Source organism: Streptomyces sp. NPDC005805, from assembly GCF_040630445.1.
Classification (GTDB): domain Bacteria; phylum Actinomycetota; class Actinomycetes; order Streptomycetales; family Streptomycetaceae; genus Streptomyces.
The window spans coordinates 18,217-43,659 of the sequence record NZ_JBEXXN010000046.1; the positions used below are offsets into that span (position 1 = coordinate 18,217).

General features: G+C 70.8%; 28 protein-coding genes. 11 read left to right on the forward strand and 17 right to left on the reverse strand.

Annotation, left to right across the window (positions count from 1 at the left end; genetic code table 11):
- Positions 1-28: 28 nt before the first annotated feature.
- The 3 genes from ABZ457_RS22660 to ABZ457_RS22670 all read left to right on the forward strand — a co-directional run bounded on the left by ABZ457_RS22660 (position 29) and on the right by ABZ457_RS22670 (position 2,495).
- Entirely contained in the window at positions 29-850 is an 822-nt protein-coding gene (locus ABZ457_RS22660) for an NAD(P)-dependent oxidoreductase (RefSeq protein WP_359159949.1), read from the forward strand.
- Positions 851-920: 70 nt separating this feature from the next.
- Positions 921-1,139: a hypothetical protein gene (locus ABZ457_RS22665; RefSeq protein ID WP_359159951.1), complete on the forward strand. Its 219-nt coding sequence runs from the start codon at positions 921-923 to the stop codon at positions 1,137-1,139.
- Positions 1,140-1,283: 144 nt separating this feature from the next.
- Positions 1,284-2,495, forward strand: coding sequence for a TerD family protein (locus ABZ457_RS22670; protein WP_359159953.1), 1,212 nt, complete (start codon positions 1,284-1,286; stop codon positions 2,493-2,495).
- A 97-nt stretch (positions 2,496-2,592) separates the two neighbouring features.
- On the opposite strand, the gene ABZ457_RS22675 is transcribed toward ABZ457_RS22670, so the two are convergent.
- Together ABZ457_RS22675 and ABZ457_RS22680 are read right to left on the reverse strand one after the other, a co-directional pair.
- Positions 2,593-2,823 (reverse strand): hypothetical protein, encoded by a 231-nt coding sequence (locus ABZ457_RS22675; RefSeq protein ID WP_018848602.1) that lies wholly within the window; start codon positions 2,821-2,823, stop codon positions 2,593-2,595.
- A 285-nt stretch (positions 2,824-3,108) separates the two neighbouring features.
- Positions 3,109-4,650, reverse strand: coding sequence for a hypothetical protein (locus ABZ457_RS22680; protein WP_359159956.1), 1,542 nt, complete (start codon positions 4,648-4,650; stop codon positions 3,109-3,111).
- Between the two features lie 300 nt (positions 4,651-4,950).
- Between ABZ457_RS22680 and ABZ457_RS22685 the strand changes: the two genes are divergently transcribed.
- On the forward strand, positions 4,951-6,816 hold the full coding sequence (locus ABZ457_RS22685) for an endonuclease/exonuclease/phosphatase family protein (protein WP_359159959.1): 1,866 nt from the start codon (positions 4,951-4,953) through the stop codon (positions 6,814-6,816).
- 166 nt (positions 6,817-6,982) lie between these two features.
- Positions 6,983-7,903, forward strand: a complete 921-nt coding sequence (dapA, locus tag ABZ457_RS22690) for a 4-hydroxy-tetrahydrodipicolinate synthase (protein ID WP_359159962.1) — start codon at positions 6,983-6,985, stop codon at positions 7,901-7,903.
- A gap of 12 nt (positions 7,904-7,915) precedes the next feature.
- Here dapA and ABZ457_RS22695 read toward each other — a convergent pair whose 3' ends face one another.
- The 6 genes from ABZ457_RS22695 to ABZ457_RS22720 form a co-directional block, all read right to left on the reverse strand.
- Positions 7,916-8,143 (reverse strand): hypothetical protein, encoded by a 228-nt coding sequence (locus ABZ457_RS22695; protein WP_359159965.1) that lies wholly within the window; start codon positions 8,141-8,143, stop codon positions 7,916-7,918.
- 144 nt (positions 8,144-8,287) lie between these two features.
- The gene (locus ABZ457_RS22700; RefSeq protein WP_359159967.1) at positions 8,288-9,088 is read right to left on the reverse strand and encodes a phosphotransferase; all 801 of its coding nucleotides are present in this window, start codon (positions 9,086-9,088) and stop codon (positions 8,288-8,290) included.
- A gap of 38 nt (positions 9,089-9,126) precedes the next feature.
- Entirely contained in the window at positions 9,127-10,050 is a 924-nt protein-coding gene (locus tag ABZ457_RS22705; protein WP_359159970.1) for an aldo/keto reductase, read from the reverse strand.
- Positions 10,047-11,231 (reverse strand): cupin domain-containing protein, encoded by a 1,185-nt coding sequence (locus ABZ457_RS22710; RefSeq protein ID WP_359159973.1) that lies wholly within the window; start codon positions 11,229-11,231, stop codon positions 10,047-10,049. The genes ABZ457_RS22705 and ABZ457_RS22710 overlap by 4 nt, the downstream gene beginning before the upstream one ends.
- A gap of 15 nt (positions 11,232-11,246) precedes the next feature.
- Complete coding sequence (locus tag ABZ457_RS22715) at positions 11,247-11,390, reverse strand: hypothetical protein (protein WP_359159976.1); 144 nt, start codon at positions 11,388-11,390, stop codon at positions 11,247-11,249.
- A gap of 132 nt (positions 11,391-11,522) precedes the next feature.
- A complete protein-coding gene (locus ABZ457_RS22720; RefSeq protein WP_359159979.1) occupies positions 11,523-11,993 on the reverse strand; it encodes an ATP-binding protein in 471 nt (156 codons plus the stop codon).
- A gap of 165 nt (positions 11,994-12,158) precedes the next feature.
- Between ABZ457_RS22720 and ABZ457_RS22725 the strand changes: the two genes are divergently transcribed.
- Both ABZ457_RS22725 and ABZ457_RS22730 read left to right on the forward strand, forming a co-directional pair.
- On the forward strand, positions 12,159-12,890 hold the full coding sequence (locus ABZ457_RS22725; protein ID WP_359159982.1) for an XRE family transcriptional regulator: 732 nt from the start codon (positions 12,159-12,161) through the stop codon (positions 12,888-12,890).
- 51 nt (positions 12,891-12,941) lie between these two features.
- A complete protein-coding gene (locus ABZ457_RS22730) occupies positions 12,942-13,412 on the forward strand; it encodes an NUDIX domain-containing protein (RefSeq protein WP_359159985.1) in 471 nt (156 codons plus the stop codon).
- Here ABZ457_RS22730 and ABZ457_RS22735 read toward each other — a convergent pair.
- Complete coding sequence (locus ABZ457_RS22735) at positions 13,400-13,960, reverse strand: HD domain-containing protein (protein WP_359159987.1); 561 nt, start codon at positions 13,958-13,960, stop codon at positions 13,400-13,402. The two genes, ABZ457_RS22730 and ABZ457_RS22735, sit on opposite strands and share 13 nt — an antisense overlap.
- A 343-nt stretch (positions 13,961-14,303) precedes the next feature.
- Between ABZ457_RS22735 and ABZ457_RS22740 the strand changes: the two genes are divergently transcribed.
- Together ABZ457_RS22740 and ABZ457_RS22745 are read left to right on the forward strand one after the other, a co-directional pair.
- Entirely contained in the window at positions 14,304-15,485 is a 1,182-nt protein-coding gene (locus ABZ457_RS22740) for an AAA family ATPase (protein ID WP_359159990.1), read from the forward strand.
- Complete coding sequence (locus ABZ457_RS22745; RefSeq protein WP_359159993.1) at positions 15,482-16,078, forward strand: DUF4276 family protein; 597 nt, start codon at positions 15,482-15,484, stop codon at positions 16,076-16,078. The genes ABZ457_RS22740 and ABZ457_RS22745 overlap by 4 nt, the downstream gene beginning before the upstream one ends.
- 522 nt (positions 16,079-16,600) lie before the next feature.
- Here the strand turns inward: ABZ457_RS22745 and dapD are convergent.
- Positions 16,601-17,602, reverse strand: a complete 1,002-nt coding sequence (gene dapD / locus ABZ457_RS22750) for a 2,3,4,5-tetrahydropyridine-2,6-dicarboxylate N-succinyltransferase (protein ID WP_359159996.1) — start codon at positions 17,600-17,602, stop codon at positions 16,601-16,603.
- A 255-nt stretch (positions 17,603-17,857) separates the two neighbouring features.
- Here dapD and ABZ457_RS22755 point away from each other — a divergent pair, with 255 nt between their 5' ends.
- Complete coding sequence (locus tag ABZ457_RS22755; protein WP_359159998.1) at positions 17,858-19,006, forward strand: hypothetical protein; 1,149 nt, start codon at positions 17,858-17,860, stop codon at positions 19,004-19,006.
- A 153-nt stretch (positions 19,007-19,159) separates the two neighbouring features.
- Positions 19,160-20,560, forward strand: coding sequence for a helix-turn-helix domain-containing protein (locus ABZ457_RS22760; RefSeq protein WP_359160001.1), 1,401 nt, complete (start codon positions 19,160-19,162; stop codon positions 20,558-20,560).
- A 38-nt stretch (positions 20,561-20,598) separates the two neighbouring features.
- Here ABZ457_RS22760 and ABZ457_RS22765 read toward each other — a convergent pair whose 3' ends face one another.
- The 7 genes from ABZ457_RS22765 to sufD form a co-directional block, all read right to left on the reverse strand.
- Positions 20,599-20,964, reverse strand: coding sequence for a VOC family protein (locus ABZ457_RS22765; RefSeq protein ID WP_359160004.1), 366 nt, complete (start codon positions 20,962-20,964; stop codon positions 20,599-20,601).
- A 92-nt stretch (positions 20,965-21,056) separates the two neighbouring features.
- Positions 21,057-21,401 (reverse strand): metal-sulfur cluster assembly factor, encoded by a 345-nt coding sequence (locus ABZ457_RS22770; protein WP_359160007.1) that lies wholly within the window; start codon positions 21,399-21,401, stop codon positions 21,057-21,059.
- Entirely contained in the window at positions 21,398-21,868 is a 471-nt protein-coding gene (sufU, locus tag ABZ457_RS22775) for a Fe-S cluster assembly sulfur transfer protein SufU (protein WP_359160010.1), read from the reverse strand. The genes ABZ457_RS22770 and sufU overlap by 4 nt, the downstream gene beginning before the upstream one ends.
- 14 nt (positions 21,869-21,882) lie before the next feature.
- On the reverse strand, positions 21,883-23,151 hold the full coding sequence (locus tag ABZ457_RS22780) for a cysteine desulfurase (protein WP_359160013.1): 1,269 nt from the start codon (positions 23,149-23,151) through the stop codon (positions 21,883-21,885).
- Positions 23,148-23,912 carry a Fe-S cluster assembly ATPase SufC gene (gene sufC / locus ABZ457_RS22785; RefSeq protein ID WP_359160016.1) on the reverse strand — a complete coding sequence of 255 codons (765 nt, stop codon included), beginning with the start codon at positions 23,910-23,912 and terminating at the stop codon, positions 23,148-23,150. Before sufC ends, ABZ457_RS22780 begins: the two co-directional genes overlap by 4 nt.
- A gap of 7 nt (positions 23,913-23,919) precedes the next feature.
- Complete coding sequence (locus ABZ457_RS22790; protein WP_018848616.1) at positions 23,920-24,237, reverse strand: non-heme iron oxygenase ferredoxin subunit; 318 nt, start codon at positions 24,235-24,237, stop codon at positions 23,920-23,922.
- Positions 24,237-25,418 (reverse strand): Fe-S cluster assembly protein SufD, encoded by a 1,182-nt coding sequence (sufD, locus tag ABZ457_RS22795; protein ID WP_359160018.1) that lies wholly within the window; start codon positions 25,416-25,418, stop codon positions 24,237-24,239. Before sufD ends, ABZ457_RS22790 begins: the two co-directional genes overlap by 1 nt.
- Between the last annotated feature and the right edge of the window lie 25 nt (positions 25,419-25,443).

Here is a 25,443-nt window from a genome sequence, read left to right on the forward strand (position 1 = left end):
GACCAGTCGCGAGGAGCGAGGAGTACCCATGCCGGCACCCCGTACCGTCCTGCTCACCGGCGCCGCCGGTGGACTGGGCACACTGATGCGCGGGCTGCTGCCCGCCTACGGCTACACCCTCCGCCTCTTCGACACCGTCCCGCTGGCGGGCGAACCGGACGCGGTCACGGCCGACCTCGCGGACACCGAGGCGCTGCGGGAGGCGGTCCGGGGCGTGGACGCGATCGTCCATCTCGCCGGGATCTCCCTGGAGTCCTCGTTCGAGAAGATCCTCGCGGCCAACATCGTGGGCACCCACAACCTCTACGAGGCGGCGCGGGCGGAGGGCGTGCCCCGGATCGTGTTCGCCTCCAGCAACCACGCCGTGGGCTTCGTCCCCCGCCCGGCCGGGCCGGTGCCGGTCGCCCCCGCCGACCTCATCCCCGTCGAGACCCGCCGCCGCCCGGACACCTACTACGGCCTGTCCAAGTGCTTCGGTGAGGACCTGGCCCAGCTCTACTGGGACCGGCACGGGCTGGAGAGCGTCTCGGTGCGGATCGGCTCCTGCTTCATGGAGCCGTCCTCGGTGCGGATGCTGTCGACCTGGCTGAGCCCCGGCGACGCGGCCCGGCTCTTCGACGCGGCCCTGACCGCCGAGGGCGTCGGCCACAGCGTCGTCTACGGCTCCTCGGCGAACACCCGGCTCTGGTGGGACCTCTCCAGCGCCCGCGCCCTCGGCTACGAACCGCAGGACGACTCCGAGCAGTACGCGGAGAAGCTCCTCGCCGAGCACGGTGAACTGGACCCGGACAATCCGGAGCACACCCGCGTGGGCGGGCCGTTCACCACGGACCCGCCGCGCCGGCCGTAGCAGCGCCGTCGCGCTTCGGTCGGGGAAAACCGGATGCCGGCGGGCGGCCGGGCGCGCCAGGATGGCGGGCATGGCCAGACCTTCCGGATTCAGCTACGAGCGGCGCGGTGACGGCACGGTCGTCATCACCCACCGCGGCCGCGCCGCCGGCACCCTGCGCGGCGACCGCGCGGCGAAGTTCCTCGCTCAGGCCGAGTCGGGGGACGCCCAGCTCGTGATGGCGCGCTGGACGGGCGCCTACCGCTTCGGCAACGAGCGGACGGCGCGGAACCACCCGCGCAACCGCTGATGCCCCCGCCGCCGCCCTGCGCACCCGGAGCCTTCGCAGGGGCCTTCGCAGGGGCGCCTGGGCCGAACGGAGGGTCCGGCGAAGCCCGGCGAAGGGTAAGGGAACGGTAAAGCGGACTCGCTCGTTACGTCTGGCATGACAGCTATGACCCCCGGCTCGAACATCCCTCTCACCGCCGCGCGCGTGGCGGTCGACGTCGCCGCCCCGGTGCGGCTCGACGTTTCGGGCCTGCTGCTCACCGCCGACGGCAAGGTGCGCTCCGACGACGACTTCATCTTCTACAACCAGCCGCAGGGCCCCGGCGTGACCTACCGCTCCGGCGGCGGCACCGCGCCCGACGCGATCGTGGTGGACACCACCGCCCTGCCGCCCGCCATCGAGAAGATCGTCGTCACGGCGAGCCCGGACGCGGCGGGGCAGACCTTCCAGGGCGTCGAACCGACCGCCACCGTCCGCAACGCCGACGACGGCACCACCCTCGCCACCTTCACCCCGCCGCGCCTCGGCGCCGAGACGGCCCTGGTCGTCATCGAGGTCTACCGGCGCAACGGCGCCTGGAAGGCCCGCGCCGTCGGCCAGGGGTACGCGAACGGGCTGGCGGGCATCGCCACCGACTTCGGCGTCTCCGTCGACGAGGAGCCCGCGGCCGCCGCCCCCGTGACCCCGGCCGCACCCGCCGCGCCGCCCGCTCCCCCGGTGGCCGACCCGCGCCTCGCCGCCACGCCCCCGCCCCCGGCCCCCGCCCCGCAGGCGCCCGCCGCCCCCGCGCCCGGCGTCGGGAAGATCAACCTCGACAAGGGCCGGGTCAGCCTCCAGAAGAACCAGACCGTCTCCCTGGTCAAGGGCGGCCGCCCGCTGCTCTCCCAGGTCAAGATGGGCCTCGGCTGGGAGCCCGCGTACCGGGGCAAGGACATCGACCTGGACGCCTCCGTCATCGCGTACGGCCCCCAGCGCAACCATCTGGACAGCTGCTACTTCGGGAAGCTGTCCATCCTCGGCGGCGCGATCAAGCACTCCGGCGACAACCTCACTGGTGAGGGCGCGGGCGACGACGAGACGATCGTCGTGGACCTCGGCCGACTGCCCGCGGACGCGACGGGCCTGGTCTTCACCGTCAACTCCTTCTCCGGGCAGAAGTTCACCGAGGTGGCCAAGGCGTACTGCCGCCTGCTGGACGCCGCGACGGGCGAGGAGCTGGTCCGCTTCGACCTGACCTCGGCGGAGCCGCAGACCGGCGTGATGATGGCCAAGCTGATCCGGCAGTTCTCCGGCGAGTGGGAGATGACCGCGATGGGCGACTTCGTGAAGTCCCGCACCGTGCGCGGCATGGTCAAGCCGGCCGCCCAGGCGCTCTGAAACGGCCGGTCCCCGGGGCGGGCGTCGGTGACGTCCGCCCCGGGGACCGTTCGGAAACCCTGCCGGTTCCGGAAACCCTGCCGGGTCCGAGACCGCTTCAGAGCTTGGTGAGCTTGGTGAAGGGATTGACGATGCGGCCGTGACGGCTCGCGAAGTCGACGAGCACCGCGGCGTTGTCTCCCTCCACCGCGAGGACGCGGCCGAGGCCGAACTGATCGTGCGAAACCCGGTCACCCACCGCGTAGAGCTCGACGGGGGGTGCTTCGGGGGCGGGACGGTTGAAGGGACTGGTGGCCAGTTGGCGCCGGGATCCGGCTGACATGGTCATTGAGGCGAGTATGCGCCTTCCGGAGCCCGGAAGCCACGGCCGTGGCTTCCGGGCTTCGCGCGACCCCGGCGTTCCAGGGCTCCCGCGCAGCACCGTGATGCCGTCGTGACCCCCTCGTGACCGCGGCGGGCGCGCCGCGGGGCCCCGGGGGCCGGCCCGCGCCGCCGTGCGACTCCCGGGCCGGTGCCACCCGTGCGCGGTCGGTCCCCAGGCGGCGCGGCGCCACCCGTGCGCGGTCCCAGCCGCCCCCCGTACGCGGCCCCAGCCGCCGTGCGAGCGCGGCCCCTAGCCGCCGCCGTGCGAGCGCGCCTTGAAGGCCGCCTTCCGCGCCTCCTTGGCCAGCCCCTTGTCCCGGTGCAACCGGCCCATCGCCTCCAGCACGTCCGCCGTCGCCGGGTGCCCGACCCGCCAGGCCGCGTCGAAGAAGCCGCTGTGCTGGCCGACCAGGCCCTCGATCAGGTCCTGGAGTTCGTCGACCTCGCCGTCCGCGTCCAGTTGGGCGGCGATCGTGTCCACGGCCAGCCAGAAGATCATCGACTCGGGCGGCGGCGGGACGTCCGCCGCGCCGCGTTCCGCGAGCCAGACCCGGGCAAGACCGCCCAGCTCGGCGTCCTCCAGCACCTCCCGCACGGCGGGCTCGGCGTGCGGTCCGACCAGGGCGAGCGCCTGCTGGCAGTGGAGCCTGCGCAGCGGGGCTCCCCGGTCCGCGCCCCGGGCCGCGGCGAGCAGGTCCCGGGCCGCGGCGGCCGGGTCGCGCGGGGTGAGCCACAGCTCGGTCTCGGCGCGGGCGGCCGGGTCGGGGTAGCGGGCCAGGCCGTCGAGGAGGGCGTCGGCCCCCTTGTCCGCGAGGTCGCCGACGGCCGGGGCGTCCACCCCCGCCTCCAGCAGCCGCGCGCGGATGCCGTAGAGGCCGAGGGGGGTCAGCCGCACCAGGCCGTAGCGGGCGACGTCGTCCTCCGAGACCTCGTCCGCCGGGGCGCCGTCGTCCGCCACCGGGTCGGCGGCTGCCTCGTCCTCCTCGGCCATCAGGGACTCGTCGACCGGCCGGTACTCGACGAGGCCGATGGGCTCCAGCAGCCGGAACTGGTCGTCCAGGCGCATCATCGCGTCGGAGACCTGCTCCAGCACCTCGTCCGTCGGCTCGCCCATGTCCTCGGGGACGACCACGGAGGCGGCGAGCACCGGCAGCGGTACGGGCACCTCGCCCGCGCCGCCCTCGGAGACGGTGAGCAGGTACAGATTGCCGAGCACGCCCTCCAGGAACTCGGCCTCGGCCTCGGGGTCCCAGTCGAGGGCGTCGAAGTCGATCTCGCCGTCCTCCCCCACCAGCGACTGGAGGTCGTCGACGACGGGCGCCTCGGCGTCCGCGAGGACCACGTCGAGGGCGTCGAGCCAGAGGCCGAGGACGTCCTGGGGCGAGCCCTGGGTGACCAGCGCGAGGTTCCCGCCGGCGACGGCGCTCCGGGCTCCGGCGGCCGCCGCCCCGTCCTCACCGTCGCCGTCGTCGGCGAGGTCGCTGTCGGCGGAGGGGTCGCCGTCGGCGGGGTCGTCGACCTCCACCAGCCCGGTGTCGACCGCCACCCGCCATGCCTCGCTCGCGTACGCGGGGCCGTCGTCGTCCTCCCCCGTCGGCAGCCCCAGCTCCCGTGCGGCGTCGGGGAGTTGCTCGTCCACGAGCTCGCCCCCGGCGCCGACCCGGGTGTGCGGTCCCGCCCAGCGGGCCAGCCGCACCGCGCGGGACAGCAGCGGCGCGGCGAGCGCCGCCCGCGCCAACTCCGCATCCGAGTGCAGCAGGACCGGCGGAAGGGTGGGGCGGTCTTCTGGCATCTGGCGGTTCTCCTCCGCGCGTACGGACATACCGGCGGCCTCACGGACGTACCGACACGGCCTCGTGGGCCGGGCGGCATCCCAGCCTAGACGTTCCGCACCCCTCCCGCCGCGCGCCGGTGCATCCCGCGGGCCCTTCGGGGGCGGTGGCGCGGGCGTTCACCGGCCCGTGCGCCCGCGTACACCTGACCACCCTTGACAAGTGGGCGGTCCAGCCAAGAGATTGACGCGCGTAGAGCTGTCCTGTGCACGACCAGCCGGGACGGCGCCACCCCTCAACCCTCATCCCGGAGTTGCTCGATGTCTTCCTCTGTCGTCCCGAGAACGTCCGCCGTCGCGGCCGTCGTCGTCGCCGCCCTGGCCGCGGGCCTGCTCGCCGGTTCCACCGGCGCGACCGCCGCCGAGACCCCCGGGGCCAGCACCACCGCCACCGCCGGCGAGGTCAAGATCCACGACATCCAGGGCGCCACCCGTGTCTCCCCGCTGGTGGGGCAGCAGGTCGCCGACGTCCCCGGCATCGTCACGGGCGTGCGCACCTACGGCTCGCGGGGCTTCTGGTTCCAGGACCCGCGCGGCGACGGCAACCCGGCCACCAGCGAGGGCGTGTTCGTCTTCACCAGCTCGGTGCCGACCGTGGCGGTCGGGGACAGCGTGCTGGTCTCCGGCACCGTCGGCGAGTACGTACCGGGCGGTGCGGCGTCCGGCAACCAGTCGCTGACCCAGATAGCCAAGCCGACCGTGACCGTCCTGTCCCAGGGCAACAAGGTGCCGGCCCCGGTCACCGTCTCGGACTGGACCGTGCCCGCCGCGTACACCCCGAAGGGCGACCCGGCGAACGGCGGCAGCATCAACGGGCTGACCCTGCGCCCGCGTTCCTACGCCCTGGACTACTACGAGTCCCTGGAGGGCACCAACGTCCGGATCGGGGCCTCCCGCGTGGTGGGCGCGACCAACGCGCACGCGGAGCTGTGGGTCACGGTCAAGCCGTGGGAGAACGACAACCGCCGCGGCGGCACGGTCTACGGCTCGTACACGGCGCAGAACACCGGCCGTCTCAAGGTCCAGTCGCTGACCCCGCTCGCCGAGAAGCCGTTCCCGTCCGCGAACGTCGGCGACATCCTCGCGGGCGCCACCGAGGGCCCGCTCGACTTCAACCAGTACGGCGGCTACACCCTGACCGCGCGCACCCTCGGCACGGTCAAGGACCGCGGCCTGGAGCGCGAGCGCACCCGCCCGCAGCGTTCCGGCGAACTGGCCGTGGCCACGTACAACGTGGAGAACCTGGACCCGTCCGACCCGCAGGAGAAGTTCGACGCGCTGGCGAAGGGCGTGGTGGAGAACCTCGCCTCGCCCGACATCCTCGCCCTGGAGGAGATCCAGGACGACAACGGCGCGAAGAACGACGGCACGGTCTCGGCCGGGCAGACGATCGCGAAGTTCACGGATGCGATCAAGGCGGCGGGCGGCCCGGCGTACGAGTGGCGCTCGGTGGACCCGGAGAACAACAAGGACGGCGGCGAGCCCGGCGGCAACATCCGCCAGGTGTTCCTGTTCAACCCGGAGCGGGTGTCCTTCACCGACCGGGGCGCCGGCGACGCGACGACCGCCACGGGCGTGGTCCGCGAGCGGGGCCGCGCGGCCCTCACCCACTCGCCGGGCCGGATCGACCCGGCGAACGCGGCCTGGGTGAGCAGCCGCAAGCCGCTGGCCGGTGAGTTCAGCTTCCGCGGCAAGCCGGTCGTCGTCATCGCCAACCACTTCGGCTCCAAGGGCGGCGACGAATCCCTGGTCTCCCACCACCAGCCGCCGAACCGTTCCTCCGAGGCGAAGCGCCTCCTCCAGGCGCAGTCCGTCAACACCTTCGTGAAGGAGGTCCTGAAGACGGACCGCCGGGCGCAGGTCCTGGTCGTCGGCGACATCAACGACTTCGAGTTCTCCGGCACGACCAAGGCCCTCACGGCGGGCGGCGCCCTGCGCGCGGCGATCACCTCGCTGCCGCGCGGCGAGCGCTACTCGTACGTCTACGACGGCAACAGCCAGGTCCTGGACCAGATCCTGACCAGCCCGGCGATAGACGACTTCTCGTACGACAGCGTGCACATCAACGCGGAGTTCGCCCAGCAGAACAGCGACCACGACCCGCAGGTGCTGCGCTTCCGCCCGTAGCGCTTTCCCTGTCCGAAGCCCCGGCGCCGTCCCCACGGCCCGGGGCTTCACCCTTCCCCCTCCCCTCGCGCGCGATCTCCCCTCCCGCGATCCATCAGCAGCGCTTCACGGTCATCCCCAGTTTTCCTCGCTGGTCCCGGGCGCGGCCGCCCGCGAGACTTCCCCCATGCCCACTCCTTCCCCTGTTTCCTCCTCCGTTTCCGTCCCCCCGCGCCCGTTCGGCCGGGCCCTGTGCGCGATGGTCACCCCGTTCACCGCCGACGGCGCCCTGGACCTCGACGGCGCCCAGCGGCTCGCCGCGCATCTGGTGGACGAGGGCTGCGACGGCCTCGTCCTCTCCGGCACCACGGGCGAGTCGCCCACCACCTCCGACGCCGAGAAGGCCGCCCTGGTCAGGGCCGTGTCCGAGGCGGTCGGCGACCGGGCCGCCCTCGTCGCGGGCGTCGGCACGGCGGACACCCGGCACACCGTCGAACTGGCCCGCGCGGCCGAGAAGTCGGGCGCGGACGGGGTGCTGGTGGTGAGCCCGTACTACAGCCGCCCGCCGCAGGCCGCCGTCGAGGCCCACTTCCGGCGGGTGGCGGACTCCGTGGGCATCCCGCTGATGCTCTACGACATCCCCGTCCGCACCGGCGTCCGGATCGAACCGGCCACCCTGCTGCGCCTCGCGGAGCACCCCCGGATCGTCGCGGTCAAGGACTGCTCCTTCGACCTGCTGGGCAGCGCGCGGGTCGCCGCCGGTTCCCCGCTGGCGTACTACTCGGGCGCCGAGGAACTGAACCTGCCCCTGTACGCGATCGGCGGCGCGGGCTTCGTCTCCACCGTCGCCAACGTCGTGCCGCGCCGGCTCCGGGACGTCCTCGACGCCTTCGACGCGGGCGACACGGCGGGGGCGCGGGAGCGGAACGCCGGGCTCCTGCCGCTGGTCGAACTGATGATGGCGGCGGGGCTGCCGGGCACGGTGACCGCGAAGGCCCTCCTGGGCGCCCTCGGCCACCCCTCGGGCCCGGTCCGCGAACCCCTCCTCCCGGCGGACACGTCCACGACCACGCGCCTCCTCACCGCCTACCGCACCCTCCCGGCCTGACGCCCGCCGCCCCTACTCCTGGGTGCTGGTGCTGCCACCCAGGATCGAGGCGTGCTCCAGCACGTCCTCCAGGGGATCGTCGATCTGCCCCGTCTTCAGCAGCGTGACCGCGAACCCGTTGTGCGACCGGTCATGCGTCTCATCCGCCGACGCCACCCCGCCGCCCGCCCAGCCCGCCAGCAGCGCCCCGATCACCACGCCCGCCACCACCCGGCCGAGCGCCCTCTTCGTGCTCCCCATCCCGAACCCCTCCCCTTTTCCTGTTCGTAGGACCCTGTGCCCACCCGACTATCGGCCCGCCCCCTGCGGGGGTCACGGTCCATCACCCGATCCGGCCGGGGGCGCGCATCGGCCGCCGCGCGCCCCGCGCAGTCCCGGGGGCAGTCACCGGCCGTCGAACGCCCGCCACACCTCTCCGGCTCGCCGCCTCAGCGCCGGTACCAGGGCCAGGTTGTCCCCGCGTTCGGCGCTCTGGAGGAGTTCGGTGACGACCACCAGCTCGGCGAAGCGCCCGGCGTCGCTGTCGAGCACGGCGGCCAGTTCCGCACGGACGCGCCGGGCGGTCTCGGGGACCGCGAGGCTGTAGACGTGCAGCAGGGCGGCGTCGTAGCCGGCCGGGGCGGAGCCCCATCCCTCCCAGTCCAGGATGCCGAGTTCGGGGCCGACGAGGTTCGCCCTGTGGAGGTCGCCGTGCGCGGTGGACCACGCCGGCGCAGTGGTGGGCACCGGGCCGCCACCGTCGAGGAAGCCGAGGTACTTCGGCATGGCGCGATCCAGGTACGCCTGACGTACCGCCGTGCGCTCGGTGCGGACCGCCGACAGCAGACCGAGCGCCGCGCGCAGGCCGCTCCACCACGCCACCGGCAGGGAGGGCGCGTCCGTGAGCACCGGGCCGGAGGCCAGGGTTCCGCCCGCCACCCGGTCGTACAGTTCCGCCTTGTACGCGTCGCCTCCGTCCGTCCACTGCCGTACCAGCCGCAGCCGGGGACGGGGCACCGGCTCCGGCACGAGGCGTTCGGCGTCCTCCGGCCCGGTCCACAACTTGCCGCCGGCCTTCTCCACCGGGCTGTGCGCGACGCGCAGCCAGGCCGCCCCGTCCGGCCCGGTGACGGGGCCGCCCAGGGTCCGGCCCCACCAACCCCATGCCTCCCGCACTCCCCCGCCGCCGCACACCGTGTCCAACACGACCCCGAGCACCGCGCACGCCGCAGCCCGAGCCGTCCTCATCCGGGCGGCGGTCCCGGGGTCGTCAGGCTCCGAGGACATCGATGACCTTTCTCAACCGGTCCGGCGACAGGGGGCTCCCGAGCCACCGCGCCCAGGGCATCGGCCCGATGTGCGGGCGTACTCGCCGACAACAGGACACGCGACACCCCCGGAGCCGACAGGGCGACCAGGAGCGCGGCCTGCGCCGGGGTGGTTCTGGGAGCGATGACACGCACCAACTCGTCCGTCATCGTTCCGAGGAGCTCACCCCCTCCGAGTGGGGCCGACGCGAAAACGTCGAGCCCGGCGTCCCGTGCGTCCGCCAGTGTCCCGCGTCCGCCGAGCGCGTCCGCGACCACCGCGAGACGCACCAGCGAGACCGGGAACTGCACAGCCCGGAAGTGGTGGTGCTGCCCGCCGACCGCCTCCGCGACAGCCGTGAGTTCGGTGACCGTGAACCTACCGCTCGCCAGTCCCGACCAGGTTGCGACACCGTAGCCACCGATGTGGCCTGCATCCGCAGCGGCCTCAAGGGCCTCGAAGCCGCCCGTCAACGCGCGTGAGAGTCCGGCACGGTCCGTCGCTCCGTGCTCCGGGTTGTGGACGAAGACGAGGTCCGGGTCCCGACCAAGGCGGGTGCGGCTGCGGGCGAGCTGCCAGGTGACGTAGGGACCGGCGATGCAGTGGTCCGCGTGCCCGTCGTACGGCAGCACACCGGCGTCCGTGGCGGGGCGGCGGTCGGAGCGGGGCACGAAACCGACCTTGGTCGAGACACCGACCTGCGGGTGCGCCTCCAGAACCGGTCGCAGTGCTCCTTCCGCTGCCCCTGCCCCATAGTTCGGTGCCGTGTCGACCCAGGTCACCCCGGCGTCCACGGCCGCGCCCACCGACCGGGCGACATCTCGACACCGATACGTCCCGGCTGCGAGGAACACGTTCATCCCGCACCTGCCACGGCAGCGACCTCGCCCGCCACCAGCTCGTCCACGAGTCTCGCCGCCTGCCCGAGGCGCAGGCCCGCCGACTCGGCAAGGGCGTCCAGGCGGTGACTCCCGCCGCCCACGAGGAGGGCCGGCAGGGGCCCGACCTGGGGAGCGCAGGCCCACTCCTCGCCTCCCGCCGCCAGGACCGCACGCCCCTCCCCGTCCTCGCACAGGCGGGCACGGGCGGTGACCAGCCGCACGGCGAGGGCCGGGGCGGGCGGCACACCCTCGACGAACGGCAACGAGGGCACGAGGCGGGCCCGTTCCGTCGCGTCCCGCACGCTGAGGAACCGATCGAGGAGGGTCCCGTCCTCGAACTCCTTCCTGACGAGGTCACCGAGGGACCTCAGGAAGTCCGCCCTCTCCTCGTCCGTACCGAAGCGCGGCAGCTCGCTCCGCACGGTCGCCTCACGGCGCAGGTCTTCGGAGAGCCATTGCAGGAGGTCGGCGCCGGTCGTCGTCTGCATGCCGCAGGTGAGATGGAGGGAGTGGACGCCTTCCGAGGCCGCGACCGCGTGCCACCAGCCGCGTGGCAGGTAGAGCATGTCACCGGCGTTCAGGACCAGTTCGACGAGCGGTTCACCGGGCGGCGGTTCGGGCACATCCGTGTCCCGGTGGAGCGGCGCCTGCCTCGTGGGGCCGTGGATACGCCACCGCTTGGCACCGTCGAGCTGGAGGACGAGCACGTCGTGGTCGTCCCAGTGGACGCCGAACCCCTCTTCGGGCGTCCAGGAGGCGTACGCGTTGACCTGGACTCCCGTGCGCAGCTGCCGTTCCAGCTCCTGGGCGAGGGCGCCGACACCCGGGTGCAGTTCGTCGATCGGGTCGAGCACGAGGGTGGCGCCGTCGGCGAGATGCCGGTGCAGTTCGGCGGGCTTGAGCCGGTGCCACACCGTGCTGCGACGGGTGGTGACCGGCACGGAATACGTGTGCTGGGGCAGCGTCTTGCCGTCCGTCGACAGACGCAGGCGGGGCGGTTCGAGGCGATGGTGGGTGAGCAGGGCGTTCAGGTCGTCCCAGCGGAGCAGGCCGCCGAAGCGATCCGGTCGGCCGGGGAAGTGGCGGTAGGTGCGGCCGTACACCTGGGCGAGGAAGTCCTCGCCCAGGTGCGCGACCACCGCGGATACCTCGGTGGTCATCGGATACGGCCCTTCTCAGTCGTTGCCGTCGGAGCGACCGGTGGAACCACCGTCGGAGGGCTGCTCGGCCCGCGACCGGGCGGCGGCGATCCGACGACGGGCGACCAGCAGGCCGTCGTCCTCCTGGCCACGGTTCGTGGTCACGTTCTGTTCGGGCATGGCGGTATCTCCTTCGGTTCGGCGGAAGCGAGCCGGTTGCGCGCTTCCTGGTGGTGGCGCCCTCGGTGACCAGCCGCCCTGACGGGAGCGGTCGGGCGCCGAGGGCCGCCGGTACCTGACCCCGGTGCTCGATCAGCCGGGTGTCAGGTGGTCGATGACGGGGCGCCGGGGCGCGCCATGCGGACGGGGTTCCGATGACAGGCGGCCGCCGACCTCGAACCAGACCGCTTTCCCTCCCACGGTCGGGTGGCAGCCCCATGCGAGGGCGAGGGAGTCGACCAGCCGCAGCCCGCGACCGCTCTCGTCCTCCCCGTCGGCCGACCGCCCACCGGGAAGGGGACCCGCCTCCTCGTCCTCGGCTTCCAGACGCACCCGGGTGCCGTCCCAGCACACCGTGACCCGGCACCCCTTCGCGGTGTGCACCACGGCGTTCGCGATGACCTCACCGGCCAGCAGCTCCAAGGTCTCGACCGTCTCTTGCGCCAGCGGCACGTCCCAGTCACGAACGATCGCGACAACCTCGCGCCGAGCGGCGGAGACCGCGCCGAGTTCGGACGGGACACGGAGCGACGAGGACTGCGGGGCGGGTACTCGGAGCGGCATGGAGCCCGGACCTTTCTGAACTCACTGGGGTGGGACCGACTGCTTACGTCGGCGAGATCAGAGGACCACGCAGGGTTGCGGACGCATCACGGTCCGTGTGGACGTTCAGGGACGTCTGAGCTATCGTCACAACGTCCCTGCGGCGTCCCAGGGGGAGGACACGTCATGGCGAACGAGCGTCTGCGCGCGGTGATTTCGGTCAAGGGACAGACGGTCCAGTCCGTGGCTCAGCACGTCGGCGTGGACCCCAAGAGCGTGGAGCGGTGGATCACGACCAATCGCACGCCGCACCGGGGACACCGCTGGAAGGCAGCGAACTTCCTCGGCGTCGACGAGGTCTACCTCTGGCCCACGGTCGAGAAGCAGGCCGAAACGGCAAGCACGTCCGAGCTGATCACGTACTACCCCCACCGTGGGGCGGTACCGGCGGCGCTGTGGTCATCGCTGATCGGAAAGGCGAAGGACCAGGTGGACGTCCTCGTGTACGCGGGGCTGTTCCTGTTCGACAGCCAACCCGACCTGCCGGACCAGTTGGCGGAGAAGGCCAAGGCCGGGGCACAGATCCGCGTCCTGCTCGGAGACCCCGACTCCGACACGGTCCGCCTGCGCGGCGAAGAGGAAGGCATCGGAAGCGACCTGGCCGCACGCGCGCGGATCACCCGTCGCTACCTCGAACCGGCGATGACGACACCCGGCGTCGAGGTCCGCTTGCACGACACGATCCTCTACAACTCGATCTACCGCTTCGACGACGACGTGTTGGTGAACCCTCACGTCCTCGGAGCCCCCGCCGGACAGAACCCGGTTCTCCATTTCCGCTACATCCCGGGAGCCCGCACCTTCCGGCACTACATGCGCAGCTTCGACTACGCCTGGAAACGCGGAGGCCCCGCGTAGGGGTATGCCGGCACAACCGCCACCAGCCCCCGGGCGTGCGAGGCTTGCCCCATGGCCCGCATCGACTACTTCAACGACCCGGACGCCCCGAAGGCGAACAGCATCGTCCCGTCGGTAACCACAGTGGCGGTCGACGAGGCCGGGGAAGTCCTGCTCATCCACAAGACCGACAACAACCTCTGGGCCCTGCCCGGCGGCGGAGTCGACGTGGGCGAGTCGGCCCCCGACGCCGCCGTACGGGAGACGAAGGAGGAGACGGGCTTCGACGTCGAGGTGACGGGCCTGGTCGGCATCTACACCAACCCGGCTCACGTCATGGCGTACGACGACGGCGAGGTCCGCCAGCAGTTCTCCATCTGCTTCCGGGCCCGCATCGTCGGCGGCGAGCTGCGCACGAGCAGCGAGAGCAAGGAGGTGGCGTTCGTGGACCCGAGCGGACTCGACGGCCTGAACATCCACCCGTCGATGCGCATGCGGATCGATCGCGGCCTCTCGGACGAACCCGAGCCCTATATCGGCTGACCAGCGAGACAAGCGCGCGTCCGCTCGACGGCCGCCCCGAGGTACGGACGAGCCTTGCTGATCGCGTTGTGCACTTCGCTGCCGGGCGCGTACCTCTCCAGGATCTCGTCAACGCGGCGATCGAAGTCGAAGGACTGACCGGCCGGACCGGTCGTCATGTCCGCGTAGATCAGGGCATCCAGGACCGGGGAGTCCTCCCGCTCGTAGACGTCCAATTCCGCAGTCAGCCCGCGCTGTTCGGCCTCATAGACAGCACCGGAGTGGTGAGCGACCAGGCACACGAGGCGCGCCGGCGCCCCGAGCGACTCCAGATACCGTGCACCATCGATCGGATGGAACCCTGTGTCCCTAAGCTCGGGCGCGTAGCCGAGATCATGCAGCCAGGCCGCAGCGACGAGCAGCTCGCGATCCCTCTCGGGCACGGCCACGGATGCCTGCCCGGCACGAGCCGCGACGGCCTGAGTGTGCAGCCACCGGCTCCCGAGCGGGGCCAACAGCAACTCGGCCAACTCGGCCGCGCCTTGGGGCGTGTCCAATCCAGCGGGCATAGATCGCACGGTAGTCGAGACGGGCGCGTAGCCGACGGCTCGGAAGTGTCCGTTCCGGATCATGGACGCGGGTAGAACTATCCCTCCTCCATCAAGCCCCTCGCCCCGCGCGGGCACGAAGTGGGGACACTGCCTGAGGCTGTCCACAGGTTGCCCGACGCACTGGATGCTTACCGGGCCATGATCACTCGCCCCAAAGCCGCTCCACCAACCTGCGTCACTGACACTAGCGCACACAAAAGCGGATAAATCACCCGACGCTCTCGTTGACCTAGGGCATCATCTCTGCGATGTACCGACCAGGTGCTCGTATCTGTTGCCTAGCCGATGCCAGACTGATCACATGCAGGACAACTACTTCTCGCTTACCCGCGTCCGGCTGCGGCACTACAGGAGCATCGCTGCGGCCAATGTTGAACTGGGTCGCCTCCTACTACTCGTCGGCCCTAACGGCTCAGGGAAGAGCAACTTCCTGGACGCCCTGCGGCTCGTGTCTGAGTCCCTGCAGACTTCTTTGGACCAGGCACTGCGTACACGTGGAGGAGTCTCTGAAGTTCGACGCCGCTCCACAGGTCACCCCACCCACTTCTCGATCGATCTATCCTTTGAGTCCCCTGAATTTTCAGGCGAGTACGGCTTTGAGGTGGGCGCCGTAAAGGGGCTTGGGTATCGAATCTCTAAGGAGTATTGCACTGTTTCGAGTGACCCCCGAGGCGACAATGGGCCACTCCCTGCGCGCGCTCATTTCCGGGTGGAAAGTGGCCAACTAACCGAGCACAGCGAGCCTGTGATGCCTCCAGCGACGGAGCAGCGCCTTTATTTGGTATCTGCTGCTGGCCTGGAGGTTTTTCGACCGATTTTTGACGGGCTTGCTGGTATGAGCGTATTCAGTCTGAACCCTGACGTGATACGGCAGCCGCAAACCCCGGACGCTGGAGAATTTCTCCATCGCGACGGATCCAATATCGCCAGTGTGCTGCACCGACTAGAACGCAGTGAGCGAGGACGGCAAGACAAGGCACGGATTGAAAGCTACCTGCAAAATATCGTGCCAGGCATGCACGGGGTTTCGCGCTCCGAACTTGGAAACTGGGAAACCCTGGTATTTAATCAAGATGTCCCGGGAGCGAAGAACCCGTGGCGGTTTCAAGCTCAATCGGTTTCCGATGGCACCTTGCGTGCGCTAGGTGTCCTAGTTTCCCTATTTGCAGGTACGGGATCAACTCTCAGCACAGTCGGGATTGAAGAACCGGAAAGCGCGTTGCACCCAGCGGCGGCCGGTGTCTTGCTTGATGCGCTGCGTGATGCCAGTGAACGTCGCCAGGTCATTGTCACCAGCCACAGCCCTGACCTGCTTGATCGAGATGACTTCACCTTGAAGGAAATTCGCGCAGTACGCTCCATCGCCGGAGACACGCGGATCGGCGAGTTGGATGAGGCTGGGGCTTTGGCCCTTCGTGAGCACCTATACACACCAGGAGAGCTCCTTCGTAACGACCAGCTTCTCCCAGGAGTCGCATCGTGACTCAAGCGCCAATCCTGGCCCCCATTGTCGAGGGGTATGGTGAAGTTGCAGCCGTGCGACAGCTGATTAGTTTGGTCGGAGAGAAACACGGCGTTTGGATCGAAGTGGCTCAGCCATTCAGGCTCGACGCAGGGAAAATGAGGAAGCCTGAGGAGCTGGATAAGGCTATTCGCCTGCAAGAAGCGAGGGTCAAAGCCCGAAAAGGCGGAGTTTTGATTCTGCGTGACGGTGATGACAATGACATTCGCTGCCCGGTGGAGCTGGCTAAACTGATAGCTCCAAATGCTGGCAAATTTGCAGTGCCCGTGGAGGTCGTGATTGCTTATCACGAGTATGAAACGTGGTTCCTAGCCTCGATGGAATCTGTTCGAAATCATTCGTCTGTCCGTGACGATGCGACTTCCCCTGCAGATCCAGAGAAGAGGAGGAGCGCCAAGGGGCAGCTGGAGTCCATGATGCATGAGTCGTACAGGGAGACCTTGCATCAAGCGAAATTCTCATCACTGATTGACTTGTCCGCAGCATCTGAAAAAAGTCGCTCGTTTCGGAGAATGATCCATGCTGTTGAGAAGCTGAGCGGATTGGCCCCCTAGGACCAGAGGGGAGCCAGCACTCGATCGACCCGCAGCGTGACAAGCGTGGCAGTGAGCGCCTCGGGCCGTCTCTGGCCATCCGAGGCCGCTCAACAGTGACCGACGGCTACGCAAGTGGCAGTACGGCCATACCTAAGCCCGGAGATTGCCCAGCGCTAGGCGAACACCGCGTGGTACCTGGCTTGGTAGTCGCTGAACGCTCGCCGAAACATGGCGGCTGCGGGGAACGCCGACCGCGAGCTGTTGCCCAACCAAGGAAACGCACATGTTCTGGGATCCTGACCAGGCCAGTGATTGCATACCTGAAGGCATCCCCAGTTGACCGTAGCTGCACTGTTTCTGGCAAATGCCGAGTATCGAAATCCCAGTGTGGTGCTCACACGCGAGCGCCCTCCCCGGCCGTCCTCTGGCCGTGGAGGGCGCTCTACATTGACCGGCCCCGACCCGCCGCCGACAGCGCAGCAGCAGGTCAGGGCGTCGGTCGATGCGGCGGCCGCCGCAAAGCGCGGCCGCCCGCCGTCGTCAGTTGTGGCTGTGCAGGACCTCGTTCAGCCCGCCCCACACCGCGTTGTTCGGACGCGCCTCCACCGTGCCCGTCACCGAGTTGCGGCGGAAGAGGATGTTGCTCGCGCCGGAGAGTTCGCGGGCCTTGACGACCTGGCCGTCCGGGAGGGTGACGCGGGTGCCGGCCGTGACGTAGAGGCCGGCCTCGACGACGCACTCGTCGCCGAGGGCGATGCCCACGCCCGCCTCCGCGCCGACCAGGCAGCGCTCGCCGATCACGATGCGGACGTTGCCGCCGCCGGAGAGGGTGCCCATGGTGGACGCGCCGCCGCCGATGTCCGAGCCGTCGCCGACGACGACGCCCGCGGAGATGCGGCCCTCGACCATGGAGGTGCCCAGGGTGCCCGCGTTGAAGTTGACGAAGCCCTCGTGCATGACCGTGGTGCCCTCGGCCAGGTGCGCGCCCAGGCGGACCCGGTCCGCGTCGGCGATGCGGACGCCCTTGGGGGCCACGTAGTCCGTCATGCGCGGGAACTTGTCGACCGAGGTGACCTGGAGGTGCAGGCCCTCGGCACGCGCGTTGAGGCGGACGGTCTCCAGCTGGTCCACGGCGACCGGGCCGAGGCTGGTCCAGGCGACGTTGGCGAGCAGGCCGAAGAGCCCGTCCAGGTTCTGCCCGTGCGGCTTGACCAGCCGGTGCGAGAGCAGGTGGAGGCGCAGATAGGCGTCGTGCGCGTCGAGGGGCTTGTCGTCCAGGGAGGCGATCACCGTGCGGACGGCGACGACCTCGACACCCCGGCGGGCGTCCGGGCCGACGGCCTTGGCCGCGCCCGCGCCGAGGAGTTCGACGGCCCGCTCGGCGGTCAGCCGTTCGGTGCCGGCCGGGCCGGGCTCGGCAGTGAGCTCGGGGGCGGGGTACCAGGTGTCGAGGACGACGCCCTCGGACGTGATCGTGGCGAGACCGGCGGCCACGGCGCCGGTGGTGCGCTGAGCGGTGGTGCTGTCGGGCGAGTCAGTCATGACAGGAAACCTAACCGTCCGGACCCGGCGCGGGCGAACCGGTCTCATCTCCCGGTCGTGTCCGCTCTCCCGGTCGTGTCCGCGGGGCCCCCTCGCCGGGGAGTGTCCGGGCCGGGGGCTACCTTGTTCGCCGGAGTCCGGCCGAGCAGCGCCCGGACCGGCACCGTCCGACAGCGACCGGCACGTCCGGCAGTCGGCGCGGACAGCACAGACAGTGCGGACAGCACAGACAACGCACCAACAGGGGGACCTGACATGACGTACCCGCACCCGCCCCACCCCGGCCCGCACGGCTGGGGCGGCGGCTGGATGCCACCGCCCGCGCCGCCGAAGCCCGGCGTGATACCGCTGGCGCCGCTCGGCCTCGGTGACGTCCTGGGCGGCGCCTTCACCACGATCGGACGCCACTGGAAGCAGCTCCTCGGCTTCGCGGCCCTGGTCTACGGCGCGGCGGCGGTGCTGTTCACGCTGCTGGTGGTCGCGGCCTTCGCCGTGTTCGCGGACTCCTTCGACGTACTCGAAGAGCAGTCGCGCGCCGGGAGTGGCCCCTCGGCCGACGTCGTCCTCGACGAGGTCCTGACGATCGTCGGCGCTTTCGGCGCGGTGTACCTCGTGGGCGCGCTGGCCCTGATGCTGGCGAACGCCCTGCTCTACGGGAGCTGCCCCGCGGTCCTCCAGGACGCGGTGCTCGGCGTGCCGTCCACGCTGCGGTCGGTGTGGAACCGGGTGCGGCCGAGGGTGTGGGCGGTGCTGGGGGCCCAGCTCCTCGTCGCCCTGATCATCGCGGTGCCGGTGGTGCTGATGATGGCGGCGTTCATCTCCGTCGTCCTGTGGTTCGTGGCCACGGTCGACGACAGCACCTTCGGCTGGGGCTGGCTGTTCTTCGTCGGACTGCTGGGCATGCTGGCGACCGGGCCCCTCGCGATCTGGCTGTGGGTGCGCTTCTCCTTCGCGCCCGCCGTCGCCGTGATCGAGGGCCGGGGCGCGGTCGACTCGCTCAAGCGGTCCGCGCAGTTGGTGCGCGGGGCCTGGTGGCGGGTGTTCGGCATCTCGCTGCTGGCCTATCTGATCGCCATGGTGGCCGCGTACCTCATCCAGCTCCCGTTCCAGATGCTGAGCCTGGTGCCGGGTCCGCTGAGCGCGACCGGGGACTCCTTCGACGGCGGGGCGTTCGCGGTCTTCATGGTCGTGATGATGGTGATCATGATGCTCGCGGCCCTGGTCTCGCAGATCCTGACCGCCGCGTTCCCGCAGTTGGTGCTCGGACTGCTCTATATGGACGCGCGGTTCCGGAAGGAGAACCTGGCGCCGGCGCTCGCGGAGGCAGCGGCGGCGGCAAGGCAGACCCCGCCGGGGACTCCGGGGGCCCCGCCCCAGGCCCCGCCGTACGCTCCCGCGCCCTGACGGCGACCGCCCCCACGGCGGCCGGGCACCCGGCCGGAGCCGAACCCGGCCGCCGGAGTCGAAACGCGAGCGTGGGCCAGTGCTTGACACTCCGTGCCGCTGCGGCGACCTTGGTATCCGGGAGGTTACCCGGAAGTAAGGTCGGAGGTGCCGATGGCGCCGACGACGTCGCACCGTGGGGGTGACAGCGTGGGCGGTGGCAACGTGGACGGTGACGAGGGCGCACCGCTCTCCTTCGGCGGTGTCCCCCTCCACAAGCGGCTGGCGGCGGCCCTGCCCGACCTCTCCTCCGCCGTCCTCGACCGGCTCGTCGACCATGTGCCCGTATACGGCACCCTCCCCGCCGAGCAGCTGCGCAGCGAGGTCCGGCGGGTCATCGAGCAGGGCATCCGCGCGTTCGTCGCGATCCTGCGCACGGGCGAACTCCCCGACGAGGCGCAGCTCCAGGTGCTGCGGCAGTCCGCCGCCAAGCGCGCGGAGGAGGGCATCCAGGCGGCGGCGGTGATCCGGGCGTACCACGTCGGCGCGCAGGAGTGCCTGGAGCGGATGCTGCCGCACGCGACGCCCGCGGACATGGCGGCGGTGCAGCAGGTCGGGCTGCTGGTGCTGCGCTTCGTGGAGCAGATGACCGCGACGGTGGTCGAGGGCTACTTCGCCGAGCGCACGGCGGTCGCGGGCGAGGAGCAGTCGGTGCGGCAGGCCGTGCTGAGCGCCCTGCTGGAGGGCGGGGACGTACGGCTCCGGGCGCGGCAGTGGGGCTTCGACCTGCCGTCCGGCTATCTGGTGCTCGCCCTCGCCGTCGGGAGCCATCCGGACGAGACGGCCGACGGCGTGAGCCCGGTGATCGCCGCCAAGCGGAAACTGCGCCGGCTGCGGGTCGAGCTGGAACGGCACGGGGACGGGACCGTGCTCTCCTCGCTGGACAGCGGCGGCGGCATCGCCCTGGTCCCGCACCGCGGGGAGCGGCCCGGCGAGCCGACCGCCGCGGACTGGGAGCGGCTTGCGGCGGCGGTCTCGCACATGAGCCGGGTCGCCGGGGTGGAGATCGTGGCGGGGGCCGCCGCGGCCGCCCCGGAGGACGTGCCGGGGGCCGCGCGGCTGGCCCAGGACATCCGCCGGGTGGCGATCGCCTCCGGCCGGGGCCCGGGCGTCCACCGGCTCTCCGACGTCCTCCTGGAGTACCAGCTGATGCAGCCGGGCCCGGCCCGCGACGCCCTCGCCGACCTGATGGGCCCGCTCGCGGACCGCCCCGAACTCCTCGCCACGCTGCGGACGTTCCTCCAGTGCGGGCTGAGCCGCCAGCTCACGGCGGAGCGCCTGCGCGTCCACCCGAACACGGTCGACTACCGCCTCCGCCGTGCCGCCGACGCCACCGGCCTGGACGCCACCTCCGGCAACGACGTCGTCCGCGTCCGCGCGGCCCTCAGCGCCTACGACGCGCGTGCCACGTCCACGGAGCCCGGCCTGCTCCCGGACCGGGACCGGGCTCAGGAACGGGACCGGGCCGCGGACCGGCCCCCGGGGGTCCCGGCCCCGGAGCGCCGCACGGCCTGAACGCGTCCGCACGCCCCGGGCCGGCGCCCCACACGCCCTCAGTCCAGCAGCGTCCGCTTCGGCCTGAGCACGCAGAACTCGTTCCCCTCCGGGTCCGCCAGGACCACCCAGGTCGCGTCCGCACCCTGCCCCACGTCCACCCGGCGGGCGCCGAGGGCGAGGATGCGGGCGACCTCGGCGTCGCGGTCGTCGGGGGTCAGGTCGAGGTGGAGGCGGTTCTTGACCGCCTTGGTCTCCGGGACGGGGAGGAAGACCATGCCCGGCAGGGCGTCCGGCGCGGCGCCGATGACGATTTCCTCCGGGTCCTCGAAGAGGACGCGCCAGTCCAGGACTTCGCACCAGAAGCGGGCGAGCCGGGCGGGGTCGTGACAGTCGACGGAGATCTGATACAGCGAAACGGCCATGTCCGCCAGTCTGCACTGGCGGACACGGCCGTCACCGGGCGACCCGCGTCTCACGCGCGTCGCCGAAGAGCGCTCAGACGCCGAAAGATCGCTCAGACGTTGAAGCCCAGCGCCCGCAGCTGCTCGCGCCCGTCGTCCGTGATCTTGTCCGGGCCCCACGGCGGCATCCAGACCCAGTTGATCTTCAGCTCGTTGACGATGCCGTCGGTCGCGGCCTTCGCCTGGTCCTCGATCACATCGGTCAGCGGGCAGGCCGCCGACGTCAGCGTCATGTCCAGGGTCGCGACGTTGGACTCGTCGATGTGGATGCCGTAGATCAGCCCGAGGTTGACGACGTCGATGCCCAGCTCCGGGTCGACGACGTCGTACAGCGCCTCGCGGACCTCCTCCTCGGAGGCCGGCTTGGCCGTCACGGTCTCGGTCTCGTTCTCGCTCATGCCGTCTTCCTCTCGGCGTCGGCGGAGTCGCCCAGCGCCTGGGCGGTCGCGTCCTTCCACGCCATCCAGCTCAGCAGCGCGCACTTCACCCGCGCGGGGTACTTGGAGACGCCGGCGAACGCGACCGCGTCCTCCAGCACCTCCTCCATCGCGTCGTCGGGCTCGATCTGGCCCTTGGACTGCATCAGCTCCAGGAAGGTGCCCTGGATCTTCTGCGCCTCGGCCAGCTCCTTGCCGACCAGCAGCTCGTTCAGGACGGACGCGCTGGCCTGGCTGATGGAGCAGCCCTGGCCCTCGTACGACACGTCCGCGATGCGCGAGCCCTCGTACCTCACGCGGAGCGTGATCTCGTCGCCGCACGTCGGGTTGACGTGGTGCACCTCGGCGTCACCGTCCCGCAAGCCCCGCCCGTGCGGGTGCTTGTAGTGGTCCAGGATGACGTCCTGGTACATCGAATCCAGCTTCACGCGTCGTCAGCCCCTCATCCGAAGAAGTTACGGACGTGCTCCAGGCCGTCGACGAGGGCGTCGACCTCCGCCGGCGTGGAGTACAGATAGAACGACGCCCGCGTGGTCGCGGGAATTCCGTACCGCAGGCAGACCGGCCGCGCGCAGTGGTGGCCGACGCGCACCGCGATGCCCTGCTCGTCGAGGACCTGGCCCACATCGTGCGGGTGGATGTCGCCGAGCGTGAAGGAGATCGCCGCGCCGCGGTCCTCGGCCGTGGTGGGGCCGATGATGCGCAGGTCGGGGACCTCCAGCAGCCGCCGCACCGCGTACTCGGTGATGGCGTGCTCGTGCCGGGCGATGTTCTCCATGCCGATCGAGGACAGGTAGTCCACGGCCGCGCCGAGGCCGACGGCCTGCGCGATCGGGGGCGTGCCCGCCTCGAACTTGTGCGGCGCGGGGGCGTAGGTGGAGGAGTGCATCGAGACGGTCTCGATCATCTCGCCGCCGCCGAGGAACGGGGGCAGGTCCTCCAGGAGTTCCTGCCGGCCCCACAGCACGCCGATACCGGTCGGGCCGCACATCTTGTGGCCGGTGAAGGCCACGAAGTCGGCCTGGAGGGCCTGTACGTCCAGCACCATGTGCGGGGCGGCCTGCGAGGCGTCGATCAGCACCAGCGCGCCGACGTCCTGGGCGCGGCGGACGATCGCCTCGACCGGGTTGACGGTGCCCATGATGTTGGAGACCAGGGTGAAGGAGACGATCTTCGTCTTCTCCGTGATGATCTCCTCGATGTCGGACAGGTCGAGGCGGCCGTCGTCGGTGAGGCCGAACCACTTCAGCTTCGCGCCGGTGCGCTGCGCGAGCAGCTGCCACGGCACGATGTTGGAGTGGTGCTCCATCTCCGTGATGACGATCTCGGTCTCGCGGTCCACCCGGTAGGGCTCCTCGGCCCAGCCGAGCATGTTGGCCACGAGGTTCAGCGACTCGGAGGCGTTCTTGGTGAAGATCACCTCGTCGCGGCTGGGCGCGTTGATGAAGGCGGCGACCTTGTCGCGGGCGCCCTCGTACAGCGCGGTGGCCTCCTCGGCGAGGACGTGCACGCCGCGGTGGACGTTGGCGTTGTGCCGCTCGTAGTAGGCGCTGAGCGCGTCCAGGACCTGGCGCGGCTTCTGCGAGGTGGCCGCGTTGTCCAGGTAGACGAGCTTCTTGCCGTCGTGGAGCACCCGGTCCAGGACCGGGAAGTCCTTGCGGATCGCCTCGGTGTCCAGGAGGCCGGTGAGCCCCTGATGGGCGTCAGTCACGCGGTGACTCCTCCCTTGGTGTACGCCTCGTAGCCCTCGGCCTCCAGCTTGTCGGCGAGCTCGGGGCCGCCCGACTCGACGATCTTGCCGCCGGCGAAGACATGGACGTGGTCCGGCTTGATGTAGCGCAGGATGCGCGTGTAGTGGGTGATCAGCAGGGTGCCGACCTCGCCGCTCTCGCGGACGCGGTTGACGCCCTCGGAGACGATGCGCAGGGCGTCGACGTCCAGACCGGAGTCGGTCTCGTCGAGGACCGCGATCTTCGGCTTGAGCAGTTCGAGCTGGAGGATCTCGTGGCGCTTCTTCTCACCGCCGGAGAAGCCCTCGTTGACGTTCCGCTCGGCGAAGGAGGGGTCCATGTTGAGGCGCTGCATGGCCTCCTTGACCTCCTTCACCCAGGTGCGCAGCTTGGGGGCCTCGCCGCGGATGGCGGTGGCGGAGGTGCGCAGGAAGTTGGAGACCGAGACGCCGGGAACCTCGACCGGGTACTGCATGGCGAGGAAGACGCCGGCGCGGGCGCGCTCGTCGACGGACATCTCCAGGACGTCCTCGCCGTCGAGGGTGACGGTGCCGCCGGTGATCGTGTACTTGGGGTGGCCCGCGAGGGAGTACGCGAGGGTCGACTTGCCGGAGCCGTTGGGGCCCATGATGGCGTGGGTCTCGCCCTGCTTCACGGTCAGGTCGACGCCCTTGAGGATCTCCCGGGAAGCGTTGTCGGCTTCGACGGAGACGTGCAGGTCGCGGATTTCAAGCGTTGCCATGGGTGACTCAGGACTCCTGGGTGACGGAGACGAGCACATCGTCCCCTTCGATCTTTACGGGGTATACGGGGACGGGGCGCGTCGCGGGAAGGCCGGACGGCTTGCCGGTGCGCAGGTCGAAGGCCGAGCCGTGCAGCCAGCACTCGATGGCGCAGTCGTCGACCTCGCCCTCGGAGAGGGACACGTTCGCGTGCGAGCAGATGTCGTTGATGGCGAACACCTCCCCCTCGGTGCGGACCACGGACACCGGCGTGCCGTCGAGTTCCACCCGTTTGGGGGTGTCCTCCTCCAGCTCGCTCAGCGCACAGGCTTTGACGAAGGCCATCAGACCGACGCCTCCAGCTCGGCCTCGATCTTGGCGATGAGGCGCTCCTCCACGTCGGGCAGCCCGATCTGCTGGACCAGCTCGGCGAAGAAGCCGCGGACGACGAGGCGGCGGGCCTCGGCCTCCGGGATACCGCGGGCCATCAGGTAGAAGAGCTGCTCGTCGTCGAAGCGGCCGGTGGCGGAGGCGTGGCCGGCGCCGGCGATCTCGCCGGTCTCGATCTCCAGGTTGGGCACCGAGTCGACCCGCGCGCCGTCCGTGAGGACGAGGTTGCGGTTCATCTCGTAGGTGTCGGTGCCCTCGGCGGCGACCCGGATCAGGACGTCGCCGATCCACACGGCGTGGGCCTCGTCGCCCTGGAGGGCGCCCTTGTAGACCACGTTGGAGGTGCAGTGCGGGACGTTGTGGTCGACGAGGAGGCGGTGCTCCTGGTGCTGGCCCTTGTCGGTGAAGTACAGCCCGAACAGCTCGGCCTCGCCGCCGGTGCCCGCGTAGGAGACCCGCGGGTGGAGGCGGACGACATCGCCGCCGAAGGTGACGACGACCGACTTGAAGGAGGCGTCCCGGCCGACGAGGGCGTTGTGCTGGCCGATGTGCACGGCCTTGTCGTCCCAGTCCTGCACGGAGACGACGGTGAGCTTGGCGCCGTCGCCGAGGACGTAGTCCACGTTGGCGGCGAGGACGGCGTCGCCGGTGTGGTCGATGACGACGACCGCCTCGGCGAAGGCGCCGAGTTCGATCACCTGGTGGCCGAAGACGGTGCCGCCCTCGCCGTGGACCGCGATCCGGACCGGCTCGGTGAGCACGGTCTCCTTGGGCACGGTGATCACGGACGCCTGCTCGAAGGCGGAGAACGCCTGGGCGGCCACCCGGTCGACGGGCGTGCCCGCCGTGCGCAGCCGCGCGTCCTCGCGGCCGACGGTCTCGACGGTGACGCCCTCGGGCGCCTCGATCGCGACCTTGACGCCCGAGCCGGTGGCGACGGCGGTGCCGTCGTGCAGCCCGCGCAGCCGCTCCAGCGGAGTGAAGCGCCACTCCTCCTCGCGGCCGTGCGGAACCGGGAAGTCCGCCACGTCGAAGGACGGGGGCGCACTCATACGGGTGGCGACGGTCGACTCTGCGGCGACCGCGATCGAACCGGCGGTGGTGGAGCCCACCGGGACATTCTGAGCCTCAGCCATGGCTGTCGTCTTGCTCTCTTCCTGC